We start from the raw sequence: 4,385 nt of genomic DNA, 5'->3' as shown, positions 1-4,385 counted from the left end.
GAAGGACACACTGACCGGGGTCATCGCCGACGGGCCGACGTCGGCGGCCCAATTGTTCGCCGACCTGCCCGTCGTCCTGCTGGAACGCCATCATGACTGAATTCAGGGTCTGGGCACCAAAACCCCATGGGGTTCGCCTCGACGTCGACGGCCAAGCGCACGCGATGACGCGCTCGGGTGACGGTTGGTGGCACGCGAACGTCGACACGGCGCCAGACGCGCGCTACGGGTATCTGCTCGACGACGATGCGACTGTGTACCCCGATCCGCGATCCCCCCGCCAACCCGACGGCGTGCACGACCGCTCGCAGTTGTGGGACCCGGCGACGGCGGCCTGGACCGACGGCGATTGGCAGGGCCGGTCGGTGGAAGGCGCGGTGATCTACGAACTGCACCTCGGTACCTTCACCGATGCCGGCACGTTCGACTCCGCCATCGAAAAGCTGGACTATCTGGTCGATCTGGGTGTCGACTTCGTCGAGCTGATGCCCGTGAACGCCTTTGCCGGAACGCACGGCTGGGGGTACGACGGCGTGCTGTGGTACAGCGTGCACGAACCCTACGGCGGCCCGGACGGATTGGTGCGGTTCGTCGACGCCTGCCACGCGAGGGGTCTCGGGGTGCTGATCGACGCGGTGTTCAACCACCTCGGCCCGTCGGGCAACTATCTGCCCAAGTACGGCCCCTACCTGTCGTCGGGAAGCAACCCGTGGGGCGAGGGCATCAATATCGCCGATGCGGATTCCGATGAGGTGCGCCGCTACATCATCGGGTGCGCGTTGCGCTGGATGCGCGACTTCCACGCCGACGGCCTGCGCCTGGACGCCGTGCACGCGCTGGTGGACACCACCGCTATCGACATCCTCGAGGAGCTCGCGACCGAAACCGATTGGCTGTCAACGCAGCTGGGCCGCCCGCTGTCGCTCATCGCCGAAAGCGACCTCAACGATCCCCGGCTGATCAGCACCCGCGATCGCGGCGGCTACGGACTCACCGCCCAGTGGGCCGACGACATTCACCACGCCATTCACACCGCGGTGTCCGGCGAGCGGCAGGGCTACTACGCCGACTTCGGTTCGCTGGCCACCCTGGCGCACACCTTGCGGAATGGCTACTTCCACGCAGCCACGTACTCGTCGTTCCGGCGCCGTCGCCACGGGCGGCCGTTGGACACGGCCGAGATCCCGGGCACCCGGCTCGTCGCCTACACCTGCACCCACGACCAGGTCGGCAACCGGGCCCTCGGGGACCGCCCGTCGCAGAACCTCACCGGCGGCCAGCTGGCCATCAAGGCCGTACTCGCACTTGCAACCCCGTTCACCGCAATGCTTTTCATGGGCGAGGAGTACGGGGCTTCCACCCCGTTCCAGTTCTTCAGCTCGCACCCCGAGCCGGAACTGGCCCGGGCCACGGCGGAGGGTCGCAAGGCCGAGTTCGCCGAGCACGGCTGGGACGCCGACGAGATCCCCGACCCGCAGGACCCGGAGACGTTCCTGCGCTCCAAATTGAATTGGGACGAGGTCGACTCCGGGGAACACGCGCGCGTGCACGGCCTGTACCGCGACCTGATCGCGTTGCGGCGCAGCGACCCCGATTTGGCCGACCCTTGGCTGGGGCGCCTCGCGGTCGATTACGACGAAGACCAACGCTGGATCGCATTGTCGCGTGGCCGGTTGCGCATGGTGTGCAACCTCGGACCCGACGCGGTGAAAGTGCCGGTCACCGGCGACGTGGTCCTCGCCTGGGACGAGCCGGTGGTGGACGCGGACGGCACGGTGCTTGCGGGCGGGTCGTTCGTCATTCTGCGCTGTGGATAACTGATTGGCGGCCTTGCGGGTTACCGCCGATGATGCGCTGATGAATCATCACGGATTAGTTCGCAAGCTGCGTCGCTTCCTCAAAACCGTGCCGCCTGCACCGCCCGCCGCGCTCCACGAAGTGCCGCGGGACGGCACCGTCGAGTTGTTGTGGACCGGACCCGGACTGGGAGCGGTTGGCGCCGAGGGCCTTTGACTCAGACGCTGGCGCGGCCGGTGCTGCGCACCGCGTGCGCGACCGCGTCGGCGAGCGGATCGATTTCGTCGTCCGCCAGGTCGGAAATCGTGATGCGAATTCCCGGCGACGTGCCGATCCGGAACCGGGTGCCCGGCGCCGCTGCCCAGCCCGCGCCGAGCAGCCGGGTGATCGCGACCGTCTCGTCGGGGACCGGGACCCACACGTTGAGCCCGGACCGCCCGCGGCCGGCGACGCCGCGCTCGGCCAACGCGTCGATCAACCGCTGCCGGTTGCCGGCGTATTGCCGGTCCGCCGTGGCGACGAGGTGTGCTGCCGCGTCGTTGGTCCACAACCCGACCGCCAGGTCCTGCAGGAGGTGGCTGACCCAGCCCGGCCCGAGTCGCAAGCGGCCGTGCACGCGTTCGACGGTGCGGTGGTCGCCGGCGAGGACGGCGACGCGCAGATCGGGGCCGTACGCCTTGGACGCCGACCGCACGAAGGCCCAGTGCCGCGTTGAGCCCGCCAGGCTGTGCAGCGGGGCACCGGAGATGCCCGCGCAGTGATCGTCCTCGACGAGCAACAGGTCCTCGCCCCGGTCGGCCAGCAATTGCCGCAGCGCTTCGGCGCGGTGCGCGGATACCGCTGCGCCCGTTGGATTTTGGGCGCGATCGGTGATGACCAGCGCACGCGCACCGCGGGCCAGCGCGCGGTCCAGGTCGGCGATCAACGGACCGTCGTCGTCGACTTGCACTGGCTCGGCCGAAAGACTCAGGGCGGCAAGGAGATCGAGCAGGTTGGCCCAGCCCGGATCCTCCACCGCCACCCGGTCGCCGGGCCGCAGGTGCGCGCTGAGCGCGCGTTCGATGCCGTCCAGCGCGCCGCTGGTCACTGCCAGGTGATCGGCCGGGATCCCGTCGGCGGCGAGCGCTGCACGACTGAAGTTGACCAACTCCGCCGTCATGGCGGGCTGACCGTACAAGACCGGTTGGCCCGCAACCGGACTGGCCAACGCGGCCGCAGCGATGGGCAACATGGCCGGGTCGGGATTGCCGGTCGACAGGTCGCGTACGCCCGCGGGAACGTCGAGGCCCAGCAGGGACCGGGGTGTGGTCGCCGGGCGGTGGCGTACCCGGGTGCCGCGCCGGCCGGCGGTCTCGACGGCCCCGCGGTCGCGCAGCAGTCGGTAGGCGGCGGCCGCGGTATTGGCGTTGACGCGGAGCTGGATGGCCAGGTCGCGCACCGGCGGCAACGCGTCACCAGGCGCCAGGGTGCCGCTCGAGATGGCGTCTTCGATGCTGGCGGCTATGGACTCCGCACCTGTCCCGGTTATGCTGTTTTGTACTGGCACGCTTTAGATTATGTACTAGAACAATAGTGAAGGCAATCGTGGAAACCGCTTACGAACCCACCCCGCGCACGACGCCGACCCGCTACCGGGAACGCGCTCACTACGACCGCCAGACGGTGCACGCCATCCTGGACGAGGCCCTGATCTGCCATCTGGGCTACCTCAGCGCCGGAGAACCGGTGGTGTTGCCGACCACGCATGCGCGGCTCGGCGAGACGCTCTACCTGCACGGTTCCTCGGGCAGCGGCCCGCTGCTCGCCGCTAAGGCGGCGCCCGAGGGCCTACCGGTCTGCGTCACGGTGACCCTGGTCGACGGGTTGGTGCTGGCTCGCGCGGCGATGCACCATTCGATGAACTTCCGCTCGGTGGTGGTGATGGGTGCCGCACGTGTGGTCGAGGACCCGGCGGAGAAGACGCGGGCGCTGTCCTGCTTGCTCGACCACATCGCGGTGGGGCGTGCCGCCGACTGCAGGGCACCGAACGCGCGTGAGCTCGCCGCGACCGGGGTGCTCGCGCTCGACCTCGTCGAGGTGTCGGCCAAGGTACGCAGCGGCGCCCCGGCCGACGATCCCGAGGACGTCCCGCTGCCGCACTGGGCTGGAGTGTTGCCGGTGAGCCTGACGATCGGGGCGCCGATGCCGGCCGGCGACCTCGATCCGGCGGTCCCGGCGCCGCCGTACGTGACGGACTACTCGCGCTAGGGCTACGACTGGAAGAGCAGGTAGCGGTAGGCCGGCGAACCGGGCTCCAACGGCTCGACGTGCAGATCCGTGGCGCGCATCCGCGCGAGCAGGCCGTCGAGGTCGGCCGAGGACCCGAGCTCGATGCCGACCAGTGCCTCGCCGGTCTCCCGGTTGTTGCGCTTGAGGTACTCGAACAGCGTGATGTCGTCGGTTGGCCCGAGCACCTCGTCGAGGAACCGGCGCAGCGCGCCGGGTTCCTGTGGAAAGTCCACCAGGAAGTAGTGCTTGAGGCCGAGGTGGACCAGCGAGCGCTCCAGCACCTCGCCGTAGCGCGACACGTCGTTGTTGCCGCCCGAAAT

General features: G+C 69.3%; 4 protein-coding genes and 1 pseudogene. 3 read left to right on the top strand and 2 right to left on the bottom strand.

The annotated features are described in order from the left end of the window. Positions 1–92: 92 nt before the first annotated feature. Together treZ and JOZ00_RS23240 are read left to right on the top strand one after the other, a co-directional pair. On the top strand, positions 93–1,817 hold the full coding sequence (treZ, locus tag JOZ00_RS23245) for a malto-oligosyltrehalose trehalohydrolase (RefSeq protein WP_293348698.1): 1,725 nt from the start codon (positions 93–95) through the stop codon (positions 1,815–1,817). Between the two features lie 40 nt (positions 1,818–1,857). Next, complete coding sequence (locus JOZ00_RS23240; protein ID WP_293348695.1) at positions 1,858–2,013, top strand: hypothetical protein; 156 nt, start codon at positions 1,858–1,860, stop codon at positions 2,011–2,013. Position 2,014: 1 nt separating this feature from the next. On the opposite strand, the gene JOZ00_RS23235 is transcribed toward JOZ00_RS23240, so the two are convergent. Continuing rightward, positions 2,015–3,343: an aminotransferase class I/II-fold pyridoxal phosphate-dependent enzyme gene (locus tag JOZ00_RS23235; RefSeq protein WP_293348692.1), complete on the bottom strand. Its 1,329-nt coding sequence runs from the start codon at positions 3,341–3,343 to the stop codon at positions 2,015–2,017. A gap of 26 nt (positions 3,344–3,369) precedes the next feature. Between JOZ00_RS23235 and JOZ00_RS23230 the strand changes: the two genes are divergently transcribed. Next, the gene (locus tag JOZ00_RS23230; RefSeq protein ID WP_293348689.1) at positions 3,370–4,044 is read left to right on the top strand and encodes a pyridoxamine 5'-phosphate oxidase family protein; all 675 of its coding nucleotides are present in this window, start codon (positions 3,370–3,372) and stop codon (positions 4,042–4,044) included. A 2-nt stretch (positions 4,045–4,046) separates the two neighbouring features. Here JOZ00_RS23230 and JOZ00_RS23225 read toward each other — a convergent pair. Further along, a pseudogene (locus JOZ00_RS23225) lies at positions 4,047–4,385 on the bottom strand (threonine dehydratase); the annotation flags it as partial.

Origin of the sequence: Mycobacterium sp., from assembly GCF_019243155.1 — a bacterium.
Lineage (GTDB): Bacteria > Actinomycetota > Actinomycetes > Mycobacteriales > Mycobacteriaceae > Mycobacterium.
This window is presented reverse-complemented; position numbering and strand designations above follow the sequence as displayed.

Bases quoted from the DNA above. Each gene is read 5' to 3' on its own strand.
- JOZ00_RS23240 (WP_293348695.1), top strand. From the start codon at position 1,858: ATGAATCATCACGGATTAGTTCGCAAGCTGCGTCGCTTCCTCAAAACC.
- treZ (WP_293348698.1), top strand. From the start codon at position 93: ATGACTGAATTCAGGGTCTGGGCACCAAAACCCCATGGGGTTCGCCTC.